General features: G+C 70.0%; 25 protein-coding genes. 14 read left to right on the forward strand and 11 right to left on the reverse strand.

Going from position 1 to position 24,139, the window contains the following annotated elements:
* Positions 1 to 18 precede the first annotated feature (18 nt).
* Genes murJ through BSB02_RS00360 form a run of 3 tightly spaced genes read right to left on the reverse strand, consistent with a single transcriptional unit; the run spans position 19 to position 4,183 of the window.
* Positions 19 to 1,629, reverse strand: coding sequence for a murein biosynthesis integral membrane protein MurJ (gene murJ, locus BSB02_RS00350; protein ID WP_169729331.1), 1,611 nt, complete (start codon positions 1,627 to 1,629; stop codon positions 19 to 21).
* A complete protein-coding gene (locus BSB02_RS00355) occupies positions 1,626 to 3,689 on the reverse strand; it encodes a DUF6049 family protein (RefSeq protein ID WP_143590106.1) in 2,064 nt (687 codons plus the stop codon). Before BSB02_RS00355 ends, murJ begins: the two co-directional genes overlap by 4 nt.
* A gap of 50 nt (positions 3,690 to 3,739) precedes the next feature.
* Positions 3,740 to 4,183, reverse strand: coding sequence for a YbaK/EbsC family protein (locus BSB02_RS00360; protein WP_240506115.1), 444 nt, complete (start codon positions 4,181 to 4,183; stop codon positions 3,740 to 3,742).
* A 199-nt stretch (positions 4,184 to 4,382) separates the two neighbouring features.
* On the opposite strand from BSB02_RS00360, the gene BSB02_RS00365 reads away from it, so the two are divergent.
* Both BSB02_RS00365 and BSB02_RS00370 read left to right on the forward strand, forming a co-directional pair.
* On the forward strand, positions 4,383 to 5,783 hold the full coding sequence (locus BSB02_RS00365; protein WP_240506076.1) for a CCA tRNA nucleotidyltransferase: 1,401 nt from the start codon (positions 4,383 to 4,385) through the stop codon (positions 5,781 to 5,783).
* Positions 5,784 to 5,817: 34 nt separating this feature from the next.
* A complete protein-coding gene (locus tag BSB02_RS00370; protein ID WP_084955377.1) occupies positions 5,818 to 7,023 on the forward strand; it encodes an adenosylmethionine--8-amino-7-oxononanoate transaminase in 1,206 nt (401 codons plus the stop codon).
* On the opposite strand, the gene BSB02_RS00375 is transcribed toward BSB02_RS00370, so the two are convergent.
* Positions 6,992 to 8,269 (reverse strand): MFS transporter, encoded by a 1,278-nt coding sequence (locus tag BSB02_RS00375; protein ID WP_084955379.1) that lies wholly within the window; start codon positions 8,267 to 8,269, stop codon positions 6,992 to 6,994. The two genes, BSB02_RS00370 and BSB02_RS00375, sit on opposite strands and share 32 nt — an antisense overlap.
* Positions 8,270 to 8,340: 71 nt before the next feature.
* Here BSB02_RS00375 and idi point away from each other — a divergent pair, with 71 nt between their 5' ends.
* Entirely contained in the window at positions 8,341 to 8,934 is a 594-nt protein-coding gene (idi, locus tag BSB02_RS00380; RefSeq protein WP_084955381.1) for an isopentenyl-diphosphate Delta-isomerase, read from the forward strand.
* Between the two features lie 4 nt (positions 8,935 to 8,938).
* Here the strand turns inward: idi and BSB02_RS00385 are convergent, their stop codons facing one another.
* Both BSB02_RS00385 and BSB02_RS00390 read right to left on the reverse strand, forming a co-directional pair.
* Positions 8,939 to 10,018 carry an inositol-3-phosphate synthase gene (locus BSB02_RS00385; RefSeq protein ID WP_084955383.1) on the reverse strand — a complete coding sequence of 360 codons (1,080 nt, stop codon included), beginning with the start codon at positions 10,016 to 10,018 and terminating at the stop codon, positions 8,939 to 8,941.
* A 12-nt stretch (positions 10,019 to 10,030) separates the two neighbouring features.
* The gene (locus BSB02_RS00390; protein ID WP_084955385.1) at positions 10,031 to 10,609 is read right to left on the reverse strand and encodes a PadR family transcriptional regulator; all 579 of its coding nucleotides are present in this window, start codon (positions 10,607 to 10,609) and stop codon (positions 10,031 to 10,033) included.
* Positions 10,610 to 10,742: 133 nt separating this feature from the next.
* Here BSB02_RS00390 and BSB02_RS00395 point away from each other — a divergent pair, with 133 nt between their 5' ends.
* Positions 10,743 to 11,087 carry a DUF5318 family protein gene (locus BSB02_RS00395; RefSeq protein WP_084955387.1) on the forward strand — a complete coding sequence of 115 codons (345 nt, stop codon included), beginning with the start codon at positions 10,743 to 10,745 and terminating at the stop codon, positions 11,085 to 11,087.
* A gap of 246 nt (positions 11,088 to 11,333) precedes the next feature.
* Here the strand turns inward: BSB02_RS00395 and BSB02_RS39270 are convergent, their stop codons facing one another.
* Positions 11,334 to 11,567 carry a hypothetical protein gene (locus tag BSB02_RS39270; protein ID WP_143590107.1) on the reverse strand — a complete coding sequence of 78 codons (234 nt, stop codon included), beginning with the start codon at positions 11,565 to 11,567 and terminating at the stop codon, positions 11,334 to 11,336.
* Here BSB02_RS39270 and BSB02_RS00400 point away from each other — a divergent pair.
* Positions 11,566 to 13,845 carry a transglycosylase domain-containing protein gene (locus tag BSB02_RS00400; RefSeq protein WP_084955389.1) on the forward strand — a complete coding sequence of 760 codons (2,280 nt, stop codon included), beginning with the start codon at positions 11,566 to 11,568 and terminating at the stop codon, positions 13,843 to 13,845. The genes BSB02_RS39270 and BSB02_RS00400 overlap by 2 nt on opposite strands.
* Positions 13,842 to 15,182, forward strand: coding sequence for a glycosyltransferase family 87 protein (locus tag BSB02_RS00405; protein WP_084955391.1), 1,341 nt, complete (start codon positions 13,842 to 13,844; stop codon positions 15,180 to 15,182). The genes BSB02_RS00400 and BSB02_RS00405 overlap by 4 nt, the downstream gene beginning before the upstream one ends.
* A 49-nt stretch (positions 15,183 to 15,231) precedes the next feature.
* On the opposite strand, the gene BSB02_RS00410 is transcribed toward BSB02_RS00405, so the two are convergent.
* Positions 15,232 to 15,984 carry a deoxyribonuclease IV gene (locus BSB02_RS00410; RefSeq protein ID WP_206184450.1) on the reverse strand — a complete coding sequence of 251 codons (753 nt, stop codon included), beginning with the start codon at positions 15,982 to 15,984 and terminating at the stop codon, positions 15,232 to 15,234.
* Between the two features lie 95 nt (positions 15,985 to 16,079).
* On the opposite strand from BSB02_RS00410, the gene BSB02_RS00415 reads away from it, so the two are divergent.
* Positions 16,080 to 16,262, forward strand: coding sequence for a hypothetical protein (locus BSB02_RS00415; RefSeq protein ID WP_084955393.1), 183 nt, complete (start codon positions 16,080 to 16,082; stop codon positions 16,260 to 16,262).
* Here BSB02_RS00415 and BSB02_RS00420 read toward each other — a convergent pair.
* Complete coding sequence (locus BSB02_RS00420; RefSeq protein WP_084955395.1) at positions 16,259 to 16,579, reverse strand: hypothetical protein; 321 nt, start codon at positions 16,577 to 16,579, stop codon at positions 16,259 to 16,261. The two genes, BSB02_RS00415 and BSB02_RS00420, sit on opposite strands and share 4 nt — an antisense overlap.
* A 194-nt stretch (positions 16,580 to 16,773) precedes the next feature.
* Between BSB02_RS00420 and rpsF the strand changes: the two genes are divergently transcribed.
* The 7 genes from rpsF to BSB02_RS00455 all read left to right on the forward strand — a co-directional run bounded on the left by rpsF (position 16,774) and on the right by BSB02_RS00455 (position 21,152).
* Positions 16,774 to 17,064 carry a 30S ribosomal protein S6 gene (gene rpsF / locus BSB02_RS00425; RefSeq protein ID WP_084955397.1) on the forward strand — a complete coding sequence of 97 codons (291 nt, stop codon included), beginning with the start codon at positions 16,774 to 16,776 and terminating at the stop codon, positions 17,062 to 17,064.
* Positions 17,065 to 17,137: 73 nt separating this feature from the next.
* Positions 17,138 to 17,665 (forward strand): single-stranded DNA-binding protein, encoded by a 528-nt coding sequence (locus BSB02_RS00430; protein WP_084955399.1) that lies wholly within the window; start codon positions 17,138 to 17,140, stop codon positions 17,663 to 17,665.
* Positions 17,666 to 17,724: 59 nt separating this feature from the next.
* Positions 17,725 to 17,961 (forward strand): 30S ribosomal protein S18, encoded by a 237-nt coding sequence (rpsR, locus tag BSB02_RS00435; RefSeq protein ID WP_084955402.1) that lies wholly within the window; start codon positions 17,725 to 17,727, stop codon positions 17,959 to 17,961.
* A gap of 15 nt (positions 17,962 to 17,976) precedes the next feature.
* Entirely contained in the window at positions 17,977 to 18,426 is a 450-nt protein-coding gene (rplI, locus tag BSB02_RS00440; RefSeq protein ID WP_084955404.1) for a 50S ribosomal protein L9, read from the forward strand.
* Positions 18,427 to 18,700: 274 nt separating this feature from the next.
* The gene (locus BSB02_RS00445) at positions 18,701 to 19,576 is read left to right on the forward strand and encodes an ABC transporter substrate-binding protein (protein ID WP_084955406.1); all 876 of its coding nucleotides are present in this window, start codon (positions 18,701 to 18,703) and stop codon (positions 19,574 to 19,576) included.
* Positions 19,573 to 20,409 carry an amino acid ABC transporter permease gene (locus tag BSB02_RS00450; protein ID WP_084955408.1) on the forward strand — a complete coding sequence of 279 codons (837 nt, stop codon included), beginning with the start codon at positions 19,573 to 19,575 and terminating at the stop codon, positions 20,407 to 20,409. Before BSB02_RS00445 ends, BSB02_RS00450 begins: the two co-directional genes overlap by 4 nt.
* A complete protein-coding gene (locus BSB02_RS00455; RefSeq protein ID WP_084955410.1) occupies positions 20,406 to 21,152 on the forward strand; it encodes an amino acid ABC transporter ATP-binding protein in 747 nt (248 codons plus the stop codon). The genes BSB02_RS00450 and BSB02_RS00455 overlap by 4 nt, the downstream gene beginning before the upstream one ends.
* Here BSB02_RS00455 and BSB02_RS00460 read toward each other — a convergent pair.
* A complete protein-coding gene (locus BSB02_RS00460; protein ID WP_240506077.1) occupies positions 21,149 to 22,522 on the reverse strand; it encodes an APC family permease in 1,374 nt (457 codons plus the stop codon). The genes BSB02_RS00455 and BSB02_RS00460 overlap by 4 nt on opposite strands.
* Before the next feature lie 206 nt (positions 22,523 to 22,728).
* Positions 22,729 to 24,021: an MATE family efflux transporter gene (locus BSB02_RS00465; protein ID WP_084955412.1), complete on the reverse strand. Its 1,293-nt coding sequence runs from the start codon at positions 24,019 to 24,021 to the stop codon at positions 22,729 to 22,731.
* Positions 24,022 to 24,139: the final 118 nt, after the last annotated feature.

Here is a 24,139-nt window from a genome sequence, read left to right on the forward strand (position 1 = left end):
AGTGCCGCATGAGATCCTTCACCGGCCTACCCGTCCAGCCACCATTCCAACGATCGAGGTCACCTCGGGGATGCGCATTTTGTGGGCGACGGCGAGATACAGGAGCATGCCCAGCCCGCCACCCACCGCCAGGATGATGAGCGAGGTGACGAAGTCGAGCGCGCCGAACAGCCGCCCGACGCCCCAGACCGTCGCCAGGGCCAGCCCCGCCATGGGCAGCGCGGCAATGTACATCCTCGTAACGGAGCCGCCCACCGACCAGCCGCCGAGGCCGTGGACGCGGCGGGAGGCCAGCATCCAGGCGACGACGGCGCCGAGCGTGTAGGCCACGGCGTAGGCGAAGGCGAGACCCATCACAACGTACTCGGCCGGGAGCAGTGCGTAGAACAGGATCATCAACGCCGCGCTCGCCGCCGTGGTGCCCGCGCCGACGAAGACCGGGGTGCGGGTGTCGCCGAAGCTGTAGAAGACCCGCAGGAGCAGCTGGAAGATCGAGAACGGCATGAGCGCCAGGCCGTACACCTGCAGCACGTTGCCGATGTAGATCGCGTGCTCGACCGGGGTGGCGCCGTGGGCGTAGATCGGCACGGTGATCGCCGGGCCGAGCACCATGAGCAGCAGCGAGGCCGGCACCATCACGCAGGAGACCAGCCTGACGCCCGAGCCGAACTCCGTGCGCACCTCCTCCAGCCTGCCCTCGGCGACCGCCCGGCTCATCCTCGGCAGCATCGCCGTGATCACCGAGACCCCGACGATGCCGTAGGGCAGCTGGAAGAGCTGGAAGGCGAACGTGTAGGGGGTGATGCCGTGGCCCGCCACGACGTCGCCCGCGCTGCTGGCCAGGTTGGTGATGAGCACGAAGCCCAGCTGGGTGATCACCACGTAGCCGATGGTCCACGCGCCCGCCCTGGTCATCTCGCCGAGCCTGGCGTTGCGCACGTCGAAGCGGGGCCGGAAGGAGAAGCCGGCCCGCTTCAGCGCGACGATCAGCACGCACGCCTGCGCCACGATGCCCGCGGTGGTGCCGAGGCCGAGCAGGGCCAGCTCCGAGTCGCTGATGTTGCTGATGTCGCGGATGTCCTTCGGCCCGGTGACGACCAGGTACAGGAAGACGCCGATGACCACCACGTTGTTGAGCACCGGCGCCCACATCGGGGCGGCGAACCTGTCGCGGGTGTTGAGGATCGCCCCCGCGACCGCGCCTACGCCGAAGAAGGCCAGCTGCGGCAGGATGAACCGGGCCAGCACGACCGCGGTCTCGAACTCCGGCGAGCCGTGCGCCCAGTCGGTGTAGAGGTCGATGAGCAGCGGCGCGGCCAGCACCGAAAGCGCCGCCACCGCGATGAGGACGACCGTCGCCAGCGTCAGCAGCCGCTGCTCGTAGGCGCGGCCGCCGTCGGGGTCGTGCTGCTGGGCCTTGACGATCATCGGGACGATCACGCTGCTGAGCACGCCGAGCAGCAGCAGGTCGAGGATGGCGTAGGGGATGGCGTAGGCGGCGTTGTAGGCGTCGCCGAGCGCGGCCGTTCCGATCGCCGCCGCGAGCACCATCGTGCGCACGAAGCCGGTGACGCGGGAGACCATGGTACCGGCGGCCATGATCGCGCTCGCCCTCATCAGCCTGCTCATACGCGCTGAGTCTCCCTGGCCTTCTCCGTGCGCGCCACCCGCTTCTGCGATCTGCGCCGCAGCACCCGCATCACGACGGCGGCCATCATCACCGACAGCGCGCCGCCGACGATGAACAGCGCGATGCCGGTGTAACCGGTGGTGCGGATGCGCAGTTTGATCGGTTTACCGTACGGCTCGCCGCCGGCGGTCTTCAGCTGCACCGTCACGCCGGCGTCGCCGCTGGTGCGCATCTTCATCGGCACCTGCACGGTGCCGCTCTGCCTGGCCCCGATGGTGAGCGTCCGCGGATAGTCCTCGATGACGAGGTTCTCGCCGTCCGGCCGCACGATGAGCTGGAGGGACACGTCGACGTCGCGGGCGTTGTGGACGCTGATCGGCACCAGCCCGTCGGTGCCCGCCAGCGTGCGCACCCGGTCGGTGCCGGTGATGCCGACCTCCTCCAGGACATCCTGGACCCGCCCGTCGACGAGCTTGCGCGCGGACTCGGCCGCCGCGGGCCGCCTGCGCCAGCCGGCCGAGGTGAGCCGCAGCACGGCCTTCTCGAAGCCCGACTGCGTGAGCGAGGGGGCGATGAGCCGGGTGAGCCGCGCGTCGGCGGCCACCTTCTTGACCTTGCCGAGGTAGTCCTTGCCGAGCTCGGCCTGCCAATTGGCGTCGGTGTAGGTCAGTGTGCCGCGCGGGGTGGCGTTCTTGGCCGGCTTGACCGAGCCCAGCTGCGTCATCGACACCCACGGCAGGGCGCCCGCGGTCTTCAGCAGCGACACGACGTGCTGCGGGTTGGGGTTCCAGCGCCGCTGCGGGGCCACGACCACCGACTTGGGCGTGACCTGGCCGGCGGAGATGATCGCGGTCTCGGCGATGAACCGCTGCCGGGTGGCCACCGAGGAGACGCCGGGGTCGAGCATGCGGCTGAGCGTCTCGTCGGCCACCAGCGCGGTGACCGGCCCGTTGACGGTGTCGAGGGTCGTCGCGGCGTCGGGCGTGGCCACGGGCTGCACGGGCGGCACGTTCTGCGGGGCCAGCAGCACCGTGCGGACGCCCGAGACCGCCAGCAGGTCGAGCGCGTCCATGTCGAGCAGCCCGCCCACGGGCCAGTACACGGCCGAGCCGACGGTCGAGCGGTTCAGCACCGCCTTGGCGGTCGCGGTCCCCGTGGCCAAGGCCTCACCGGGCTGCTCGTCGAGCCCGTTGTGGGCCAGCGCCACCACGTCGGGGTCGGCGTACGGCAGGGCCACCACCTGCGACCCTGCCAGCGCCTCGGCCAGCGCCGCGAGCCAGGCGGCGGCCTGCGGATCCCGGTCGCGCCGCTCCTCCCGGCCGCCCTTGAGCCGCACCTCGTACGGCTGGGTCATGGCGCGCACGTCGTCGAGCAGCCCGGGATCGACGAACCAGGTGACGGACTCGGGCGCCGAGCGCGCGACCTCCAGCAGGTCGGCCAGCCGCCCCTTGGCGGCCAGCGACTTGCGCAGGTCCTCGTCGAGGAAGGTGGCGTCGTCGGCGCGGTGCGGCTCGTCGACCACGGGCAGGGCGAAGGCCAGCCTGGTCTTGACGCGCGGGGTCTGCTCGGCGGGCGCGTAGGTCAGGAACGACCGCCAGATGTCGATCTGCACCCCGCCCACCAGCGCCTCCACCGACAGCGGGTAGACGCCGAACTGGAAGACCTGGAGGTTGGCCGGGGTGACCTGGATCTGCCAGGAGACCGAGCCGCCCGGCTGGAGGACCGAGGGCAGCACCACGGCGCCCGCCCCCCAGCCCTGGTCGCGCGCCGTCCCGAGCTGGCCGCTCTGGTAGGCCTCCAGCTCCTGGCGCGAGGTGAAGCGCTGCGGGGAGAACCGCAGGCGCACCGTGACGCCCTGCAGGGGCGCGGTGCCCCGGTTGGTGAGCGTGCCGGAGATCCGGATGGGGTCGGTCAGCTTCCTCGGCACGTCCGGCGTCATCGACCTGATCGCCAGCCTGGTCTCCTGCCGCGCGGCGGCAGCCGTACCGGCCGGCGTCGCGGCAAGACAGGACAGCAACGCGGCGAACAGGACGGCGAGGAGCGTGAGCCTACGGATCACGCTTGTGCCCGGGCTCGGTTACGAGGACGCACGCCCGCAATGGTACGGGCTCAGTGCCGCACAGGGATCGCCTCACGCGGGCCCCTGGGATGCGGGATCCGAAGATCCACCGACTTTCCAGGGAGCAGGGACACCAGGTCGAAGGCCCGGATCGCGAGAGCCGTGTACCGCTCTCCGGTGGGCGTGTAGACGGGCTCCTCGTCGCCCGGCAGGCGGTCGTCGAGCAGGATCGACAGGTTCTCGGGGAGCAGCAGCGGGCAGACGAGCCCGGCGGCGTAGTCGGTGAGCGCGTTTACCATGAACGCCGGAGCGTGGCGCACCTTGCGTGCGCCGAGAAGGCCGCCCACGATTCCCGGCTGCGGCGGGGCCGCGACCGTCGAGACCACCGCGACGGCTTCCGGTCCCACGCGGGTCGACAGCTCGAACACCGTGACGGCGACGCATCTGTCGGGAGCCGCGAAGACCGACTCGGGCAACTCGTCCACGCAAGTCATGGGCCGCGGAAGGCGTACGATCTCATGGTGGACCAGATGTGCGAGGAGCCAGCGGTGGATCGCCAGGGCGTCCTTCATATGCGCTCCTTTCTCCACCGACGGTAACCCCGACCCGATGTGGCTCGGGAGATATGTTCCGGAACTGAAGGACCTACCCAGCTTGTCCGATTCGAATCTGACCCAGACGCAGCAGCGCGCCATGAGCGACCTCTTCCGCAAGATCGCGCCCGTGGCCGACGAACTCGGCGACCTGTTCGCCCGGCACGGGCACGAGCTCGCCCTCGTCGGCGGGTCCGTCCGCGACATCCTGCTCGGCCGCATCGGCAACGACCTCGACCTGACCACCGACGCCCGCCCCGAGCGGGTCCTTGAGATCGTCAGAGACTGGGCCGACTCCGTCTGGACCATCGGCATCGACTTCGGCACCGTCGGCGTGCGCAAGGGCGGCTGGCTCCTGGAGATCACCACCTACCGCAGCGAGTCCTACGACCCCAAGTCGCGCAAGCCCGAGGTGCTGTACGGCGAGACGCTCGAGGCCGACCTGGAGCGCCGCGACTTCGCGGTCAACGCGATGGCCGTGCGGGTGCCCGCGCACGAGTTCGTCGACCCCTTCGGCGGCATGGCCGACCTGAAGGCCAGGCTGCTGCGCACGCCGGGCACGCCCGAGCAGTCCTTCGACGACGACCCCCTGCGCATGCTGCGCGCCGCCCGCTTCGCCTCCCAGCTCGGGTTCACGGTCGACGGGGCGGCGGTCGACGCCATGAAGGCCATGGCCGAGCGCATCGAGATCGTCTCCGCCGAGCGGATCCGCGACGAGCTCGACAAGCTCGTCTGCGGCGCCGACCCCCGCTCGGGGCTGCGGCTGCTCGTCGACACCGGGCTGGCCCACCACGTCCTGCCCGAGCTGCCCAGGCTGCGCCTGGAGATCGACGAGCACCACCGCCACAAGGACGTCTACGAGCACACCCTGATCGTGCTGGAGCAGGCCATCGCCCTGGAGGACGACGGCCCCGACCGGGTGCTGCGCTGGGCGGCGCTCATGCACGACGTGGGCAAGCCCAAGACCCGGCGCCTGGAGCCCGGCGGGCGCGTGTCGTTCCACCACCACGAGGTGGTCGGGGCGCAGATGACCAGGAAGCGGCTGACGGAGCTGCGCTTCCCCAAGGACGTGGTCGCCGACGTCGCGCGGCTGGTGGAGCTGCACCTGCGCTTCCACGGGTACGGCACCGGCGAGTGGACCGACAGCGCGGTGCGCCGCTACGTGCGCGACGCCGGGCACCTGCTCGACCGGCTGCACAAGCTCACGCGGGCCGACTGCACGACGCGCAACAAGCGCAAGGCGGCGGCGCTGTCGCGCACCTACGACCAGCTGGAGGAGCGCATCGCGCGGCTGGCCGAGGAGGAGGAGCTGGCCAAGATCCGGCCGGAGCTCGACGGGAACGAGATCCAGCGCGTGCTGGGCATCGCGCCGGGGCCGCTGGTGGGCAAGGCGTACAAGTTCCTGCTGGACCTGCGGCTGGACAAGGGCGTCATCGGCAAGGAGGCGGCCACGGAGGCGCTGCTGGAGTGGGCGCGGGCCAACGGGGTCTCCTCCGGCTGAGCCGCCTTCGGCGCACGCCCTAGAGTGGGCCTCCGTGGACGACATCCTCACCCTCGACGGCCGCCACGTGTGGCACCCGTACGCCGCCGTCGGCGCCCCCGTGCACCAGGTCGTCAGGGCCGAGGGCGTACGGCTCACGCTCGCCGACGGGCGTGAGCTGATCGACGGGATGTCCTCGTGGTGGGCCGCGATCCACGGCTACAACCACCCGCGCCTCAACCAGGCCGTCCACGACCAGCTGCGCGACATGGCCCACGTCATGTTCGGCGGCCTGACCCACGAGCCCGCCGTACGGCTGGCCCGCCGGCTGGCCGCGATGACCGGCCTGGACAGGGTGTTCCTCGCCGACTCCGGGTCGGTCTCGGTCGAGGTCGCGATCAAGATGGCCATGCAGTACACGGGCAGGTCCCGCCTGATGACGGTCAGGGGTGGCTACCACGGCGACACGTTCGGCGCCATGGCCGTGTGCGACCCCGTCAACGGCATGCACCACCTGTTCAACGGCGCCCTGCCCGGCCACGTCTTCGCCGGCTTGCCGCCGCGCGACCTGGACGAGGCATACCTGCGCGAGCTGGAGGACACCTTTCTCCGGCATCGCGACGAGCTGGCCGCCGTGATCGTCGAGCCGGTCGTCCAGGGCGCCGGCGGCATGCGCTTCTACCACCCGGCCTACCTCAGGTGGCTGCGCGAGCTCACCGAGGAGCACGGCGTGCTGCTGATCGCCGACGAGATCGCCACCGGCTTCGGCCGCACGGGCGAGCTGTTCGGCTGCGACCACGCGGGGATCAGGCCCGACATCATGTGCGTCGGCAAGGCGCTCACCGGCGGCTACCTGACGCTCGCCGCGACGCTGTGCGCCGACCGCGTGGCCGAGGGGATCGGCGTGCTCATGCACGGCCCCACCTACATGGGCAACCCGCTGGCCGCCGCGGTCGCGAACGCCTCCCTCGACCTGCTGGAGGAGCGCCCGTGGCGGGAGGAGGTGGCCCGCATCGAGGCCGCCCTGCGGGAGGGCCTGGCGCCCGCCGTACGGCACGCGAAGGACGTCCGCGTGCTGGGCGCGATCGGGGTGATCGAGAAGCACGAGCCGGTCGACGTGCCGAGGGTGCAGAAGACCGCCATGGACCTGGGCGTGTGGCTGCGGCCGTTCGGCCGGTTGATCTACACGATGCCGCCCTACGCGGTCACCGGGGCCGAACTGGAGCGGATCACCGAGGCGATGGCACGGGCCGCGGAATGACCAGCCGGTAGACCAGCGCCCCCGCCAGGTAGCCGCCCGCGATGACGGCCACGGCCAGGTAGGACTTGCCGTTGGGCGGCAGGATCGCCGCCGACAGGGCCGCGGCCAGCACGAACATGCCGTTGAAGAGCATGTCGTAGATGGAGAAGGCGCGGCCGAGGTAGGCGTCGTCCACGTCGCGCTGGACCGCGGTGTCGGCGCAGATCTTCACGCTCTGGCCGGCGACGCCCAGCACGAACCCGGCCACGGGCAGCCCCCACTCCTGGAACGGGGCGACGAGGACCGCGGTCAGCACGCCGGCCGTGACGAGCATCGCGGGCACCCAGCGCTCGATCGTGAACCGCTCGGTGGCCCACGGGGTGAGCAGGACCGCCAGGAAGAACCCCACGCCCGAGGTGACCACGACCAGGCTCATGCCGCGCAGGGCCACGTCGGCGTCGCCGCCGGTGAAGTAGTAGCGGTACAGGATGATGCCGAGCGCGGTGGCCATGCCGTACATGAACCGGTGGAGGGCCATCGCGCCCATGCCGGCGGCGGCCCTGCGGTGGCCCAGCAGGTGCCTGCCGCCCTCGACCAGGCCCTTGACCACGTTGCGCACGGCCTCGCGGGTCTGCGGCCGGTCCGGGTCGTACTCCGGGCCGAGCAGGTCGCGGCCCATGGTCCCGGCGACCAGCGCGCTGAGCCCGAACACCAGGCCGGAGACGACCATCATGGCGGCCGTGCTCGCGTCGAGCAGGTCGCGCATGAGGAAGCCCATGCCGGCGCCGATGAAGGTGACGACGGTGCCCGCGGTGGGGGTGACGGCGTTGGCCGCCATCAGCTTGTCGGACGGCACGACGTGCGGCAGGGAGGCGCTCAGCGCGGCCAGGAAGAACCGGTTGACGCCCAGCACGCACAGTGCCGCGGTGTAGAACAGCGCGTCGGGCGCCTTCGCCGCCAGCAGACCCGCGGTGGCCAGCAGCAGGCCGCCCCGCACCAGCGGGGCGACGACGAGGATCTGCCGGCGCGACCAGCGGTCGATGAAGACGCCGACGAACGGCCCCAGGATGCTGTAGGGCAGGAACAGCACCGCGAACCCGGCGGCCACCTGCAGGGCCGTCGTGTGCTTCTCGGGGCTGAAGAAGGCGAAGCCCAGCACGCTGAACTGGAAGACGCCGTCGGAGAACTGGGAGACCAGCCGGGTGCCGAACAGCCGCCGGAAGTCCCGGCCACGGGCGACCACGCGGAGATCGGCGACAAACGACACGAGGTCAGCCTATCCACCGCATGTCGCGGAAGGGGCGCCGTCACCCATCATGATCACGTACGCTTCGTGGCGTGACCACAGATGAACACGTCGTGCTGGTCGACGAGGCGGGCAACGCGACCGGCACCGCCCCCAAGTCGTCCGTCCACGGCCAGGACACCCCGCTCCACCTGGCGTTCTCCAGCTACGTCTTCGACGAGCACGGCAGGGTCCTGCTGACCCGCCGCGCCTCGCAGAAGGTGACGTGGCCGGGGGTGTGGACCAACAGCTGCTGCGGCCACCCGCTGCCCGGCGAGCGGCTCGAGCACGCCGTCGTGCGCCGCCTTGCCCACGAGCTCGGCCTGGCCGCCGACCGTGTCGATCGTGTCGACCTGGTGCTGCCGCGCTTCTCCTACCGCGCGGTGATGGGCAACGGGGTGGTGGAGCACGAGCTGTGCCCCGTCTACCGGGTGGTCGCCGCGGGGTCGCCGTCGCTCAACCCCGAGGAGGTCGACGAGGCGCGGTGGATGCCGTGGAAGGAGTTCACCGACGGGGTGCTCAGCGGGCTGCTGGCCATCTCGCCCTGGTGCCGCGAGCAGGTGCCGCTGCTCGACGCGCTGGGCGCCGACCCGCTGGGCTGGGAGGCGGCCCCGGAAGCGGAGCTGCCTCCCGCCGCGCGCCTGTGAGGTCCTAGCGCTCGACCTCGCCCCTGATGAACTTCTCCACGAGGTCGCGCGCCTCGTCGTCGGAGTACTGCACGGGCGGCGACTTCATGAAGTAGGACGACGCCGACAGGATCGGCCCGCCGATGCCCCGGTCGAGTGCGATCTTCGCGGCCCGCACGGCGTCGATGATGATGCCCGCGGAGTTCGGCGAGTCCCACACCTCCAGCTTGTACTCCAGGTTCAGCGGCGTGTCGCCGAAGGAGCGCCCCTCGAGGCGGACGTAGGCCCACTTGCGGTCGTCCAGCCAAGGCACGTGGTCCGACGGGCCGATGTGCACGTCGGCCTTGGCCATCTCGTGCGGGATCTGCGAGGTGACCGACTGGGTCTTGGAGATCTTCTTGGACTGGAGGCGCGAGCGCTCCAGCATGTTCATGAAGTCCATGTTGCCGCCGAAGTTGAGCTGGTAGGTGCGCAGCAGCTCGACCCCGCGGTCCTCGAACAGCTTGGCCAGCACGCGGTGCGTGATGGTGGCGCCCACCTGCGACTTGATGTCGTCGCCGACGATCGGCACGCCGGCCTCGGTGAACTTCTCCGCCCACTCGGGGTCGGAGGCGATGAACACCGGCAGCGCGTTGACGAACGCCACCTTCGCGTCGATCGCGCACTGCGCGTAGAAGCGGTCGGCCTCCTCCGAGCCCACGGGCAGGTAGGAGACCAGGACGTCGGCCCGGGTCTCGCGCAGCACCTTCACCACGTCGACCGGCTCCTCGTCGGACTCCTCGATGATCTCGCGGTAGTACTCGCCGAGGCCGTCGAAGGTGTGGCCCCGCTGGACGACCACCCCCGAGGGCGGCACGTCGCAAATCTTGATCGTGTTGTTCTCGCTGGCGACGATGGCCTCGGACAGGTCGCGGCCGACCTTCTTGGCGTCCACGTCGAAAGCGGCAACGAACTCGATGTCGCCGACGTGGTAGTCGCCGAACCTGACGTGCATGAGGCCCGGCACGCGCGTGGCCGGGTCGGCGTCCTTGTAGTAGTGGACGCCTTGGACCAGCGACGACGCGCAGTTGCCGACACCGACAATGGCTACGCGGACCGAACCCATCGCACTCGCTCCTTACTCATCCATATCTCGTGGCGCCTCTTCCGGAGGATCGGAGGAGGCTCGTCTCTCTGTCGCGATCAGCTCGTTGAGCCACCGCACCTCGCGTTCGACCGATTCCAGGCCGTGACGCTGAAGCTCCAGTGTGTAGCTGTCGAGGCGTTCCCTGGTGCGGGCGAGCGCGGCGCGGACGTTCTCGAGCCGCTCCTCCAGGCGGCTGCGCCGGCCTTCGAGGATGCGCAGCCGTACCTCTGCCTCGGTGTGCCGGAAGAAGGCGAAGTGGACGCCGAAGCTCTCGTCCTCCCAGGTGGCCGGGCCCGCCTGCGTCAGCATTTCCTGCAGCCGCTCCTTGCCCTCCGCCGTGAGCTTGTAGACGATCTTGGACCGTCCGGTGACGGCGGCGGGGTGCTCCTCGGCGATGAGCCCGCGCTCCAGCAGGCTCTTCAGGCAGGGGTAGAGCGAGCCGTAGGAGAAGGCGCGGAACATGCCGAGCAGGGCGTTGAGCCGTTTGCGCAGCTCGTAGCCATGCAGGGGGGTTTCGTGCAGCGACCCGAGCACGGCGAGTTCGAGGACCCTGCGCTGGTCGCCGGCCATCTGAATCCGCCTCCTCTCGCGCCGATGTATCGAGCCGATACATCATGAAGATACGTCGACTCGCTATATGGTGCAATCGGCCCGTGCCCTCGGCGGTTGGGAGCTATCGGAAAAAAGCCGTAATGTGGCGCCCATGTGGTCACAGGGGAGCGTGGTGGACTACGCACCGGAGCGTGCCGTCCTCCGCTCGCCGGGCTGTGACGCACAGCCGTACCTCCCACATGTGGCCGGACGCTTCCAGTCGCCGACCGAACGCCTCTGCCCGAGATCGCGCAGGGAGAACGTCACGGAAGCGGCTCGTGCCCGAGAAGACTCGTCAGGAGGTCATGCCGGCCAGGCAAAGGCGGCCTCGGAGCGCGTCGAGATGGTCCATGATTACGACGAGTTCCGCGTCTGCGTGGTCGAGGTCTGCCAAGGTTGTTCTTCGAACCACCTGACGGTCGCCGTGCTAATCGACGATGCGAGGACGTGTGAGTAACAGTAGCTACAACCCCGAGCACCCCGAAGGGACGGCTCGACCAGGGAGGCGTCGCCGCTCGAGCTCACCCCGTTCCGCCTCCCCTGAGCCCGCGTCGCAACCCTGGGGTACGGCGCAGCCGCCCCGCCGGCCGGAGGCCGCCTTCGAGGAGACCGGCGCCATGGCGGCCTACCCGCCCGAGCCCGGACCGCGTGAGCCCGGACTGCGTGAGCCTTGGCCCCATGAGCCCGGACCCCGCCCCCAGACTCAGCCGGGGACCCAACCCCTGACCCAGCCCCAGCCCCAGCCTCCGGCCCCGCCGCGGTCCCGGCGCGCCCAGTCCCGTACGGCGCAGCGCGGGCGGCGGGCGGCCGGCGCCGCGGGCCCCTCCGGGCCGTCGGGTCCCTCCGGCCCCGCCGGTCCTCCTCCGGGACCGCCCGGCAAGGACAAGCCCCGCCGCACCGGCTGGCGGCGGTACCTGCCGAGCTGGAAGATCGTCATGGCCGGCATGGTCATCCTGGCCGCCGGGCTGTTCGGCATGATGGCCGTGGCCTACGCCAACATCGACGTGCCCACCGCCACGCAGGCCGACGCCCAGGCCCAGGCGAGCACCATCTACTACGCCGACGGCAAGACCGAGATCGCCAAGATCGGCAAGCGGCGCACGATCGTCCCCCTGGACAAGATGAACCCGGTGCTCAGGGACGCCGTCATCGCCATCGAGAACGACACCTTCTACGAGGACGAGGGCATCTCCGTCCCGGGCATGGTCCGCTCGGTGTGGATGACCGTGACCGGTCAGCAGCTGCAGGGCGCCTCCACCATCACCCAGCAGATGGTGCGCAACTACTACGACGGGCTCAGCCAGGAGGTGTCGATCCAGCGGAAGATCAAAGAGATCTTCGTCGCGATGAAGGTCGACAACGAGCTGACCAAGGACAAGATCCTCGAGACCTACCTCAACACGGTCAACTTCGGCGCGGCCTGGGGCGTGGAGGAGGCCGCCCAGGCGTACTTCGGCAAGTCCGCGGCCAAGGTCACCCCGGCCGAGGCCGCCTACCTGGCCGCGAGGATCCAGCAGCCCGCCTGGTCGGAGGAGGACCCGGCGCTCAAGCACCGCTTCGGCGACGTGCTCAGGCGCATGGCCACCGTCTTCCCCGACAAGTACGGCAACATCGCCGCCACCGCGACGTTCCCCAAGGTCCGCAAGGCCAACGACAAGGACTACTCCCTCAAGGGCCGCGACGGCTACATGGTCTCCGAGGTCCTGCGCGAGCTGAAGGCGAAGGGCATCACGCGGGAGGAGGTCGAGACCAGCGGCTACAAGATCGTCTCGACGTTCGACCGGCGGCTCATGAAGCTCGCCAGGGACGCGGTCGTCAACCGCATGCGGAGCATGTCGGCGGAGTTCCACGCCGGCCTGGCCGTGGTCGATCCCAAGAACGGGCGGGTCGTCGCCTTCTACGGCGGCGAGGACTACCTGACCGACCCGTGGAACGAGCCCTTCGACTCCAAGAAGCAGGCCGCCTCGGCGTTCAAGTCCTACGTGCTGGCCGCCTGGCTCAACGCCGGCTACAGCCTCGACAGCTACGTCCCCGGCAACAAGACCGTGCCGGCGGTGCTGCCCGGCCAGCAGAAGGGCGGCATCCGCAACAGCCACAACGTCGGCCCGGCCGTCAACCTCATCACGGCGACCGCCGAGTCGGTCAACACGGCCTTCGTCTCCATGGCCTACCGGCTCGACCAGGAGGCGATCGGCGACAAGCCGGAGAACCACCCCGGCAAGCAGCTCCAGGTCGTCAAGGAGCTCGCCGAGGCCGCAGGCCTGGACAAGGAGCGGCTGGAGAAGGACATCCACGAGCACCACTACCAGTTCGCCATCGGCAGCGCCCTGGTGAGCCCGGTGGAGCAGGCGGCCGGGTACGCCATCTTCGCCAACAAGGGCCTGTACCACCCGGCCCACGTGGTCAAGGAGGTGATCGGGAAGCACCCCGAGACCGGCAAGCCCATGAAGGTCCTCGTCGAGGACAAGACGCCCAAGCGCGTGATCTCCGAGCAGGCGGCGGCCGACGCCACCGTGGCGCTGTCGGAGGTGCTCAAGAGCGGCACGGCCGCGGGCAAGGGCATCGGGCGCCCGGCGGCCGGCAAGACCGGGACCAACAACGACGAGAAGGAAGCCTGGTTCGTCGGCTACACCCCGCAGTACGTCGCCGCCGTCGGCATGTACCGCGAGCAGTGCCGTACGGCCAAGGGCAAGGTCGTCCAGCCGCGCTACGCGCACTGCCCGTGGTCGCGCTACAAGGACACCTCCAAGGAGACCAAGTACACCCCGCAGAAGCCCTACTCCGAGGCCTACGAGGTCTCGCTCGGCTTCGAGGGCGCCGGCCCGCCCACCGAGATCTGGCGCGCGTTCATGATGGCCGCCCACCAGGGCAAGCCGGTCGAGCAGTTCCCGCCGCGGGCCAACGTCGGCGTGGCCGAGAACATCGTGCCCAAGCCGCAGCCCAAGCCGGACCCCGTCGAGGAGGACCCGTTCGGCGACAACCCGGACAACCAAGGGGACTGCATCCTGGGCATCTGCGGGGACGACGACGGCGACGCCACCATCGACACCGGCATCCCGGACGACCAGGGCGACCCGTTCGGCGACGGCTCCCAGGGCAACGGCGACGGGAACGGCTGGGGGCAGGACAACGGCAACGGGAACGGGCCGCCCGGCGGCGGTCCATCGGTGTCCGACCCATTGGGCGCGACCACACCCACACGTGAGGATGAGTGAGGACTGACGTCCGGGTGCGCGTTCCGCCGTACCTGAGGGCCGTGCCGTACCTGCCCCTGGGACTGTTCGCGGTCCTGGGGGCGGTCCTGGCCTACGTGGTCAAGCTGCCCTGCCGTACGGGCGGGTGGAACGACGGTGTGCAGACGTACTCGAACTTCTGCTACACCGACATCTACCCGCTCTACTTCGCCCGCCACCTGGCCGAGCAGAACCCGTACTTCGCGAACGTGCCGTTCGAGGAGCACGTGGAGTACCCCGTGGTGCTGGGCGAGGTCATGCAGGTCATGGCGTGGATCGCCCGGTGGCTGGCGCCCGGCGACGTGGTGGGGCAGGCGGTGTGGTTCTACGACCTCACCGTGCTGCTGCTGGCGCTGTGCCTGGTCGTGGGCGTGCTGCTGATGGCCGCGGTGGCCGGGCCCACGCGCCGGTGGGACGCCCTGTGGTACGCGCTCGCGCCCGGCGTCGTCTTCGCCGCCTACATCAACTGGGACCTGGTCGCCGGCGCCCTGTCCATGGGCGCGCTGCTGGCGTGGGCGCAGCGGCGGCACGTGCTCGCCGGCGTGCTGCTCGGGCTGGCGGTCGCCACCAAGTTCTACCCCCTGATGTTCCTGGGGGCGCTGTTCCTGCTCGCGCTGCGGACCATGCTGTGGCGGCCGTTCCTGGTGACGCTCGGCTCGGCCGTGGCGGCCTGGCTCGTGGTCAACGTGCCGTTCATGGTGCTGGCCTGGGACGGCTGGCGCCGCTTCTACGTCTTCTCGCAGGAACGCGGCGTCGACTGGGGCTCGGTCTGGCTGTTCTTCCAGACCACGACGCCGCCGTGGCGGGACGAGGGCCCCTGGCCGGTCCTGGGCACCGCCGACGTCAGCGTGCTGGGGATGGCGTCGCTGGGCCTGCTGTGCCTGGGGATCGCCGCCGTCACGCTGCTGGCGCCGCGGCGCCCGCGCCTGGCCCAGATCTGCTTCCTGGCGCTGGCCGCCTTCATGATGACCAACAAGGTGTGGTCGCCGCAGTTCGTGCTGTGGCTGGTGCCGCTGGCGGTGCTCGCCCGGCCCAACTGGAAGCCGCTGGCGCTGTGGCAGGCCGCGGAGATGTGGTACTTCTTCGCGATCTGGCTCTACCTGCTCGCGCAGGACGAGTCCACCCGGCACCTGGGCATCGACGACGGCACCTACTTCACGGCCGTGTGGGGCAGGTTCGTCACCGTGGCGATCATGATGGGGTTCGTCGTGCGCGACATCTTCCGGCCGGACAAGGACGTGGTACGGCTGGGCGGCGTCGACGACCAGGCCGGAGGCGTGTTCGACGGGGCCGCCGACCGGTTCCCGCTCGCCCGCTGAGCAAACCTGAGATCATCCAGAATTTTGTCCACAGGTTGTGGACAAGTGCTCAGGTCGTGGACAGGTGCTTGCGCAGCAGGGCGATGTCGTCGGCCTGCCCCTCCGCCGGGGTCTCCACCACGATAGGCGCGCCCGCCGCCCGGCACACCGCCAGGATCAGCTCGGTGTCGATCGTGCCGGCGCCGAGGTTGGCGTGGCGGTCGGCGCCGGAGTCGAAGGCGTCGCGCGAGTCGTTGCAGTGGACCAGGTCGATGCGCCCCGTGATGGCCATGACCCGGTCCACCAGGTTCAGCAGCTCCTCGCCGCCCGCGTGCGCGTGACAGGTGTCGAGGCAGAACCCCACGTCGAAGCCGTCGAGCGCGTCCCACAGCCGGGCGATGCGGTCGAGCCTGCGCGCCATGGCGTTGTCGCCGCCGGCGGTGTTCTCGATCAGCACCGGGACGGGGCACTCCATCCGCTCGAACACCTTGCGCCAGTTGTCGAACCCGGCTTGCGGGTCCTCGTCCTTGTTCAGGTGGCCGCCGTGGACGACCAGGCCCTTGGCGCCGATGCTCGCCGCCGCCTCCAGGTGCTGCTGCAGCAGCTTCCTGCTGGGGATCCTGATGCGGTTGTTGGTGGTGGCCACGTTGATCCGGTAGGGCGCGTGGACGTAGACGTCGACGCCTTCGATCGGCCTGGCGGGCAGGACCGGCGGCTTGTAGTCCTGGGGGTCGCTCAGGAAGAACTGCACCACCTCCGCCCCGACGGCCTCGGCGTGGGCGACGGGGTCGTCGCCGTGGACGTGAGCTCCGATGCGCACCATGCGCCGAGCCTATCCGTTCGAACGGCAGGCGAATCTGTTTGAACGGCAGGCAAAAGGGCAGTCGCCAAGCGCCCCCTGATGACCAAGGAGACGCGATGGCTGTCTATCGCAGAAGAACGATAAGCCTGGTATTCCTGATCTACATCATCGTCGGCATCTACGTGGCGTGGGTGTACGACTACATCACCCCGGCGCTTCTCAAGGACGTGGCGGAGGCGCTGTTAGCGATATTCCTGTGGTTCGTCCCGCTGCTGGGCGGTGACCTGCACCTGGGCTAGGGAAGGAAGCCGCCGCGTGCGATGCCCAGCGCGACCCCGACGAACGACGCCACGAGACCGACGACGTTGAGCGAGCGCTGGGCCGTCGTCGCCGAGATGTACTGCGAGTACAGGCCCACGCCGAAGCCCAGGGTGCCGGCCCACGAGGCGACGACGTGGCCGCCGGGGAAGAAGGTGGCGGCGAAGGCCACCAGGCCGAGGACGAAGGTGCAGATCGCGAGCGTGTTCTCGAGCGGATGCGACCGGCCGTCGCTGTTGAGCGTCAGCCTGAACCTCTGGTTCTCCGAGTTCTCCGAGGGCTGGAGCACATGCGGCACCGCGGATCACCCCCTGCAGGCGGATCTGGTCCCATCTACTTAGGCGTTCCCATCGGGAAGCTGCTGGTAACCTGACAGGGCTGCGTTGTGAGAGCCGGAGCGCCGAAGGGGGCCTCCGCAGACCGGCGTCAGCGTTCCTCCTGTCACGGCACAGGGTCGTGACCGCAAGAGTCCAGAGGAGGTTGGAGTCCCGTATGCGTCGTTACGAAGTGATGGTCATCCTGGACCCGTCGCTCGATGAGCGCACCGTGGCGCCGTCCCTCGACCAGTTCCTCAGCGTCGTCCGCAACGACGGCGGCACCGTGGAGAAGGTCGACGTGTGGGGTCGTCGCCGTCTTGCCTACGACATCAACAAGAAGTCCGAGGGCATCTACGCCGTCATCGACCTGACCGCGGAGCCTGCCACGGTCAAGGAGCTCGACCGGCAGCTCAACCTCAACGAGGCGATCATGCGCACGAAGGTCCTGCGGCCGGAGCTGCACTAGTCGCGATACCCGGCTTTTTGTCGGGCGACAGCCGTACCCTGAGCCTTAGACCTAGAGTGCAGGAAGGCTAGCCATGGCAGCAGGCGACACCGTAATCACCATCGTCGGCAACCTGGTCGACGACCCGGAGCTTCGCTTCACCCCCACGGGTCAAGCCGTGGCCCGGTTCCGCATCGCGTCCACTCCGCGGTTCCTGGACCGCCAGACCAACGAGTGGAAGGACGGCGAGAGCCTCTTCCTGACCTGCAACGTGTGGCGGCAGGCGGCCGAAAACGTCGCCGAGTCGCTGCAGCGCGGCATGCGGGTCATCGTTCAGGGGCGGCTCAAGCAGCGGTCCTACGAGACCAAGGAAGGCGAGAAGCGCACCGTCTACGAGGTCGAGGTCGACGAGGTCGGCCCCTCCCTGCGCAACGCGACCGCCAAGGTCAACCGCAGCTCCCGGCAGGGTGGCGGCGGCGGCTTCGGCGGCGGTCCCGCCGACGACCCGTGGGCCACCGCCACGCCGACCCCGCCCCAGGGCGGCGGCTTCAGCGGCGGCGGCGCTCCGCAGGGTGGCGGCGGCTTCGGCGGGGGCGACTTCAGCGACGAGCCTCCCTTCTGACCCATCACCAGTCCGAGTCCATTCCCGCCTGTTGGCGGGGCTCTCAAAGGAGCACCACGATGGCCAAGCCGGCACTGCGCAAGCCCAAGAAGAAGGTTTGCCTGTTCTGCCACGAGAAGATCTCCTACGTCGATTACAAGGACACGGCCCTGCTGCGGAAGTTCATCTCCGACCGCGGCAAGATCCGTGCGCGCCGGGTGACGGGCAACTGCACCCAGCACCAGCGCGACGTGGCCACCGCGATCAAGAACGCCCGTGAGGTGGCCCTGCTGCCCTACACGAGCACCGCGCGCTAAGGAGGTCTTTGCGATATGAAGCTCATCCTCACCACCGAGGTCACCGGCCTCGGCGCCCCCGGTGACATCGTCGAGGTCAAGGACGGCTACGGCCGCAACTACCTCCTTCCGCGCGGCTTCGCGATCCGCTGGACCCGCGGCGGCGAGAAGCAGATCGAGAGCATCAAGAAGGCGCGCGACGCGCGGGCCATCCGCGACCTCGGCACCGCCAAGGAGGTCGCCGGCCAGCTCGGCGCGCTCAAGGTCAGGCTGGCCACCCGCGCCGGCGAGTCCGGCCGCCTCTTCGGCTCCGTCACCACGGCCGACATCGCCGAGGCGGTCAAGAAGGCGGGCGGGCCCGAGCTCGACCGCCGCCGCATCGAGATCGTCAACCCGATCAAGAGCGTCGGCTCCCACCGGGTCAGCGTCAAGCTGCACCCGGAGGTCTCGGCGGCCCTCGACGTCGAGGTCGTCGCCGCCGGCTGACGCCCCGCCTTTCTCTTCTCTTCTCCTCCTCGTCACGGCCCTCTCCCCTTGCGGGGCGAGGGCCGTTGCGTTTCCTGCCCGCCGTACGGCAAGCGCCTCTTCCCGGGCGGGACCTCGGCCGGGGCCTTGGCCGCCGACCGCCCCTCCACCGTCTACGACGGGGAGGTGGCCGATGGTGAGTCACCCTTTGCGGTGAGCAGGCCCGACGGCGGAATCCCGACAAACCCGGCGTAGAATTCCCCAGGTTCCACATCTGCACCTCTGGAGGCCACCCATGCCCCGTTCCCTGCTGCTGCTCGCAACCGGTGTCCTGGCGTTCGCGGCCGCAGCCTGCGCCCCCGTGGACAACGCCACCACGGCGACGGGCACCTCCACGGCCTCCCCCGCCCAGGCGACGGCCTGCACCAAGGACCAGCTCAAGCTCATCACCCCCGGCAAGTTGACGATCGGCACCGACAAGCCCGCCTACGAGCCGTGGTTCAAGGACGACGACCCCTCCAACGGCCAGGGCTTCGAGAGCGCGGTCGCGTTCGCCGTGGCGGGCGAGCTCGGCTTCGACCGTTCGGAGGTGCAGTGGACGACCGTGAAGTTCGACACCGCCTTCGCGCCCGGCCCCAAGAAGTTCGACTTCGACATCAACCAGGTCTCCATCACCCCCCAGCGCGCCCAGGCGGTGGACTTCAGCAAGGGCTACTACACGGTCAAGCAGGCCGTCGTCGCGCTGAAGGACACCAAGTTCGCCCAGGCCAAGTCGCTGGCCGAGCTGAAGGACGCCAAGATCGGCGTCCAGGTCGGCACCACGTCGTACGACGCCGTCAACGACGTCATCAAGCCCACCACCAAGGTCAACGTCTACAGCAAGCAGATCGACGCGGTGAACGCCCTGAAGAACACGCAGGTGGACGCCATCGTCGTCGACCTGCCGACGGCGTTCTACGTCACCGCGGCCCAGGTCGAGGACTCGGCGATCGTCGGCCAGTTCAGCGCGACGGGCGGCGCGCCGGAGGAGTTCGGCCTGGTGATGGAGAAGGGCAGCCCGCTCAAGCCCTGCGTCGACAAGGCGATCGACACGCTGAAGGCGAAGGGTGAGCTGGCCAAGATCGAGCAGCAGTGGCTGAGCGCCGCGGCGGGCGCTCCTGAGCTGAAGTGACCTGGGTCAAGAGCGAGCGGCAGCTCGAGCGGGAGCGGGTGCGCCGCGGGCGCGCCCGCCTTTCGGTGTCGGTCGCCACCGCGTCCACGATCGTCTTCCTGGTGCTGGTGGTCACGGTCGCGGCCAACGCGCCCGGCTGGCCGCGGGTTCGCGAGACGTTCTTCAGCCCGAGCCACTTCGTCGACGCCCTGCCCGACGTGCTCGACGGCTTCCTGCTCAACATCAAGATCTTCCTCGTGGCCGAGCCGCTGATCCTGCTGCTCGGCCTGCTGGTCGCGCTGGTGCGCGGCCTGCGGTCGCCGGTGTTCTTCCCGCTGCGCTGCCTCGCGATCGCCTACACCGACGTCTTCCGCGGCATCCCGACGATCCTGCTCGTCTACCTCGTCGGCTTCGGCCTGCCCGCGCTGCGGCTGCAGGGGATCCCGCAGGACGAGGCCACGCTGGGCGTCATCGCGCTGACGCTGTCGTACGGCGCCTATGTGGCCGAGGTGTTCCGCTCGGGCATCGAGTCGATCCATCCCAGCCAGGTGGCCGCGGCCAGGAGCCTGGGGCTGACGCACGGCAAGACCATGCGTTTCGTGGTGCTGCCGCAGGCCGTGCGCAGGGTCGTCCCGCCGCTGCTCAACGACTTCGTCTCGCTGCAGAAGGACACCGCCCTGGTGGCCACCGTCGGCGCGGTCGAGGCGTTGCGCCAGGCGGAGATCCACGCCTCCAACACGTTCAACTACACGCCGTACCTGGTGGCCGCGCTGCTGTTCATCCTGCTCACCATCCCGATGGCCAGGCTCACCGACTACCTGGCCGCACGATCGCAGAGGCGGCGGGGAGCATGACCGTCCTGACCATCGAGGGCCTGCGCAAGAGCTTCCGCGGGCACGAGGTACTGCGCGGCATCGACCTGGAGGTGCGCCCGCACGAGGTGGTGTGCCTGATCGGCGCCTCGGGGTCCGGCAAGTCCACGCTGCTGCGCTGCGTCAACCTGCTGGAGGAGATCGACGACGGCGCGATCTTCCTGGAGGGCCGGGAGATCACCGACCCCCGGATCAACGCGGACGACGTCCGCAAACGGCTGGGCATCGTCTTCCAGGCGTTCAACCTGTTCCCCCACATGACGGTGCTGGACAACATCACGCTCGCCCCCCGCCGGGTGCACCGCGTGCCCCGGGCGCAGGCGGAGGCGCGGGCGCGCGAGCTGCTGGCCAGGTTCGGCCTGGCGGCCAAGGCCGACGCCTACCCCGACCAGTTGTCGGGCGGCCAGCAGCAGCGGGTGGCGATCATCCGGGCCATGGCCACGCAGCCCACGCTGCTCCTGCTGGACGAGATCACCTCGGCGCTCGACCCCGAGCTGGTGGTCGAGGTGCTGGCCGTCGTCAAGGAGCTGAAGGCCGCGGGGATGACGATGGTGATGGCCACCCACGAGATGGGCTTCTGCCGGGAGATCGCCGACACCGTGTGCTTCCTGGACGGCGGTGTGCTGGTGGAGAAGGGGCCGCCCGAGCAGATCTTCACCTCGCCCGAGCATCCCCGCACGCGGGAGTTCCTGCGCAGCGTGCTGGAGTCCGGCCGCTTCTCCTAGCGCCGGTGGCGGCCCCGGCCGGGCGCCCTGGCCGCCCGCCCGGGCGCGAGGAGGCTGTGGCGCCTGCCGTACACGAGGTAGACGAGCAGGCCGAAGGCCATCCACAGGCCGAAGGAGGCCCACGTGATCACCTTGAGGTTGACCATCAGCCACAGGGTGGCCAGCAGCGAGCAGGCGGGCAGCCACGGCGAGAGCGGCACGGTGAAGCCGCGCGGCAGGTCCGGCATCGTGCGGCGCATGACGATGACGCCGGCCGCGACGAACATGAACGCGTACAGCGTCCCCATGACCACCAGCTCCTCCAGCGACAGGACCGGGGCGAACACCGCCAGCAGGATGGTGACCAGGCCGAGGATGAGCGTGGTCCGCGTGGGGGTGTGGTAGCGGCGGCTGATCCTGGCCAGGCCGCGGGGGAGCAGGCCGTCGCGGCCCATGGAGAAGATCACCCGGGTCTGCCCCACCACGAGCACGAGGATCACGGTGGTCAGGCCGAGCACCGCCCCCAGGTTGATCACGTGGACCATCCAGCTCACGCCCACCTTCGCGAAGCCGCTGGCCAGTGGCGCCTGGGCCTCGATGGCGGTATACGGCACCATGCCGACCATGACGAGGGCGACGGCGATGTAGATGACCGTGGCGAGGACCAGGCTGCGGATCATCCCCTTCGGCACGGCCGTGGGGGCGTTGGCGGTCTCCTCCGCCGCCGTGGCCACGATGTCGAAGCCGAGGTAGGCGAAGGCGATGGCGGGCGCCGCGGCGAACACGCCGATCCAGCCGAAGTCGGCGCTCTGGCCGAGCACCACGTCGATCACCGTGTCCGGCGGCGTGGTGGACGGGCGCGGGTCGACGACGAAGTCGCCGAGGTTGGCCGGGTCGAAGTGGAGGAACCCGACGACGATGACCGCCCCGATGGCCAGGAGCTTGCCGACCACCATGACCCACAGGGTGCGGATGCCGATGCGCGCGCCCAGCGCGACGACCCCGGTCAGCACGGCCAGGATCAGGACGGCCAGGACGGTCTGGGAGGTCTCCGGGTACGGCACGGCCACGCCGAGGTCGGTGAGCGTCTGCACGGCGTAGATGGCCCAGGCCCTGGCGACGACGGCGGCGGCCAGCAGCATCTCCAGCAGCAGCGCCCAGCCGATGATCCACGCCCAGACCTCGCCGAAGATGACGTAGGTGAAGGTGTAGGCGCTGCCGGAGGCCGGGATCGTGGACGACAGCTCGGCGTAGCACAGGCAGGCCAGCAGGCAAGCGATCCCGGCGATCATGAACGAGAGGATCACGCCGGGCCCGGCCGTGGTGGCCGCCTGGCGGCCCGCGATGCTGAAGATGCCCGCGCCGATCATCACGCCGAGTCCGAGCACCACGAGATCGGCAGGACGGTACACTTCCGCGAGCCGGTGCCGGGCACCGGTGCGCAGGCCCGTTGCCTCGCTGGGAGGCAGACGTCGCAGAATCGTGGTCACGGCACACCTCGCTCAAGGACAGTGCCTCACCACTCCCGGACCCGGCAAGCACGGGACGGTCACGCCCCTGTAACCAGGCGTTCTCCGTGAGAGGTCACACCCCCGTTCTATGCCCCCGTGACGAGCCAGGCACCGCCGTACGCCCTGGTGCCCAGGGCGACCAGGCGCGCGAGCATCCACACGCCCAGCGCGCACCACAGGGCCACGAGGGTGCCCAGGGTGGCGGCCAGCAGGGCGGCGGGCAGGTACGCCAGCGTGTTCCACACCCCCGCCCAGGCCAGGTACCGCTGGTCGCCCGCGCCGATCAGCACCCCGTCGAGCACGAACACGACGCCGCAGATCGGCTGGAAGAGCGCCACCGGCCACAGGACGGCCAGCAGCTCGCGGGTGACCTCGGGGTCGGCGCCGAACAGGCCGGGAAGCAGCGGCCGGGCGGCGATGACGGCGAGGGCCAGGACGACGCCTGACCAGACGCCCCACTCCACCATGCGCCTGGTCGCCGCCTTGGCGGCCGCCACGTCGCCGGCGCCCAGCGCGCGGCCGGTGATGGCCTGCCCGGCGATGGCGATGGCGTCCAGGGCGAAGGCGAGCAGCGTCCAAAGCTGCGAGGCGATCGCGAAGGCGGCCAGCTCCGGGCGGCCCATCCTGGTCGCGACCACCGTGGCCACCACCAGCACGACGCGCAGGCACACGGTGCGGATGAACAGCGCGAAGCCCGCCGTGCCGGCCGCCTTGAGCCCGTCCAGATCGGGCAGCAGGCTCGGGGCCCGGCGCAGGACCACGACGAGGTAGACGGCCGCGCCCAGGGTCTGCGCGATGACGGTACCCCAGGCGGAGCCCGCGATGCCCCAGTGCAGGCCGAGGACGAACCAGGCGTTCAGGGCGGCGTTGAGCGCGAAGGACCCGATCGCCACGACCAGCGGCGTCACGGTGTCCTGCAGGCCGCGCAGCACGCCGGTGCCCGCCAGCACGACCAGCATGCCGGGGGTGCCCAGCAGGCTGACGCGCAGGTAGGTGACGGCCATCTCGGCCTGGTCGGGGGCCGCGCCGAACAGCTCCACGATCTGGGGCGCGAGCGGCCAGCCAGCGGCGATGAGCGCCAGGCCGATGCCCAGGGCCAGCCACAGCCCGTCCACGCCGCTGCGGATGGCCTGGGCGTGGTTGCCGGCGCCGGTCTGCCGGGCCACTGCCGCGGTCGTGCCGTACGCCAGGAAGACGCACAGGTTGACCATGGTGGCCAGGACGGCGCCCGCGACGCCGAGCGCCCCGACGGCCGTGGTGCCCAGGCCGTGGCCGACGATGGCGTAGTCGGCCACCAGGAACAGCGGCTCGGCGACCAGGGCGCCGAAGGCCGGCAGGGCGAGCCGGAGGATTTCCCGGTCCTGGGCTGTAATGGGCATGGGCTTAGTATGCAGCTTACTAGGCGTGTCGCTCCAACTTTCTTCCCTCCACAGGCGGTGGACAGCGATTGCACAGGCCAGCGGCCGTTTTCGAAGTGACGAGATGACTTATCCCCAG

Origin of the sequence: Thermoactinospora rubra (assembly GCF_002093975.1) — a bacterium.
In the GTDB taxonomy this organism is placed as follows: Bacteria; Actinomycetota; Actinomycetes; order Streptosporangiales; family Streptosporangiaceae; genus Nonomuraea; species Nonomuraea rubra_A.

What these genes read in the sequence shown, in the direction of transcription:
- BSB02_RS00360 (WP_240506115.1), bottom strand. Translation starts at nt 4,183, where the DNA reads ATGACTTGCGTGGACGAGTTGCCCGAGTCGGTCTTCGCGGCTCCCGAC.
- BSB02_RS00445 (WP_084955406.1), top strand. Translation starts at nt 18,701, where the DNA reads ATGCCCCGTTCCCTGCTGCTGCTCGCAACCGGTGTCCTGGCGTTCGCG.
- BSB02_RS00385 (WP_084955383.1), bottom strand. Translation starts at nt 10,018, where the DNA reads ATGGGTTCGGTCCGCGTAGCCATTGTCGGTGTCGGCAACTGCGCGTCG.
- BSB02_RS00465 (WP_084955412.1), bottom strand. Translation starts at nt 24,021, where the DNA reads ATGCCCATTACAGCCCAGGACCGGGAAATCCTCCGGCTCGCCCTGCCG.
- murJ (WP_169729331.1), bottom strand. Translation starts at nt 1,629, where the DNA reads ATGAGCAGGCTGATGAGGGCGAGCGCGATCATGGCCGCCGGTACCATG.
- BSB02_RS00390 (WP_084955385.1), bottom strand. Translation starts at nt 10,609, where the DNA reads ATGGCCGGCGACCAGCGCAGGGTCCTCGAACTCGCCGTGCTCGGGTCG.
- BSB02_RS39270 (WP_143590107.1), bottom strand. Translation starts at nt 11,567, where the DNA reads ATGACGATCTTCCAGCTCGGCAGGTACCGCCGCCAGCCGGTGCGGCGG.
- rpsR (WP_084955402.1), top strand. Translation starts at nt 17,725, where the DNA reads ATGGCCAAGCCGGCACTGCGCAAGCCCAAGAAGAAGGTTTGCCTGTTC.
- BSB02_RS00455 (WP_084955410.1), top strand. Translation starts at nt 20,406, where the DNA reads ATGACCGTCCTGACCATCGAGGGCCTGCGCAAGAGCTTCCGCGGGCAC.
- BSB02_RS00365 (WP_240506076.1), top strand. Translation starts at nt 4,383, where the DNA reads ATGAGCGACCTCTTCCGCAAGATCGCGCCCGTGGCCGACGAACTCGGC.
- rplI (WP_084955404.1), top strand. Translation starts at nt 17,977, where the DNA reads ATGAAGCTCATCCTCACCACCGAGGTCACCGGCCTCGGCGCCCCCGGT.
- BSB02_RS00430 (WP_084955399.1), top strand. Translation starts at nt 17,138, where the DNA reads ATGGCAGCAGGCGACACCGTAATCACCATCGTCGGCAACCTGGTCGAC.
- BSB02_RS00415 (WP_084955393.1), top strand. Translation starts at nt 16,080, where the DNA reads ATGGCTGTCTATCGCAGAAGAACGATAAGCCTGGTATTCCTGATCTAC.
- BSB02_RS00410 (WP_206184450.1), bottom strand. Translation starts at nt 15,984, where the DNA reads ATGGTGCGCATCGGAGCTCACGTCCACGGCGACGACCCCGTCGCCCAC.
- rpsF (WP_084955397.1), top strand. Translation starts at nt 16,774, where the DNA reads ATGCGTCGTTACGAAGTGATGGTCATCCTGGACCCGTCGCTCGATGAG.
- BSB02_RS00400 (WP_084955389.1), top strand. Translation starts at nt 11,566, where the DNA reads ATGGCCGGCATGGTCATCCTGGCCGCCGGGCTGTTCGGCATGATGGCC.
- BSB02_RS00395 (WP_084955387.1), top strand. Translation starts at nt 10,743, where the DNA reads ATGTGGTCACAGGGGAGCGTGGTGGACTACGCACCGGAGCGTGCCGTC.